1 protein-coding gene is annotated in these 867 nt (G+C 73.7%); it reads left to right on the forward strand.

The window, feature by feature from the left end; all coding sequences use genetic code 11:
- Positions 1–867, forward strand: an 867-nt coding sequence (locus FJM51_RS23525) for an MFS transporter (protein ID WP_140456509.1), incomplete at both ends; no start/stop codon positions are given.

Here is an 867-nt window from a genome sequence, read left to right on the forward strand (position 1 = left end):
CCCGGAGATCCGGTCGACGCGGGCCGCTGCGCGACGGCTTCCCGGCCATGGGTGCTCGCGGCGACCATCCTCGCCTCGGCGATGGCCTTCATCGACGGTTCGGTCGTCACCATCGCCCTTCCCGTGATCCAGCGTGAACTCGACGCGGATTTCGTCGCCGCGCAATGGGTGGTGAGCGGCTATGCCCTGTTCCTCGCCGCGCTGCTCCTGGTCGGCGGCGCCGCCGGCGACCGCTTCGGACGGCGCAAGCTTTTCGTCACTGGTATCACCGTCTTCGCCGCCGCCTCGCTCCTCTGCGCGGCCGCGCCCGGGATCGACATGCTGATCGCGGCGCGGGTCGCGCAGGGGATCGGCGCCGCGCTGCTGGTGCCGCAGAGTCTGGCGATCCTCTCCGCGGCCTTTCCGCCCGAGATCCGCGGTCGCGCCATCGGCACCTGGGCGGGGGCGGCGTCGATCACCACGGCGCTGGGGCCGGCGGTCGGCGGCTTCCTGATCGACGGCCTGGGATGGCGCGCGGCCTTCTGGATCAACCTGCCCCTCGCGGCGCTCGCCGTCCTGCTCGCGCTTCGCCACGTGCCGGAGAGCCGGTCCGGAACGGCGGGGCCGCTCGACTGGCGCGGAGCGGTCCTCGCCGTGCTCGCCTCCGCGCTCCTGACGGTGGGCCTGACGAGCCTCGTCGAGCCGGGCCGGCGATTGCCAGCGGCCGGCGCGGTGGTGCTGGGCGTCCTCGCCGGAATGGCCCTGATCCGGAACGAGCGGCGCGTCGCGGCGCCGCTCGTTCCGCTCGAGCTTTTCGCCGACCGCGCCTTCGCCGGCGCCAACCTGCTGACGCTCGCGCTCTACGGCGCGCTTTCGGGGATCCTCTTC

Origin of the sequence: Amaricoccus solimangrovi, assembly GCF_006385685.1 — a bacterium.
GTDB lineage: Bacteria > Pseudomonadota > Alphaproteobacteria > Rhodobacterales > Rhodobacteraceae > Amaricoccus > Amaricoccus solimangrovi.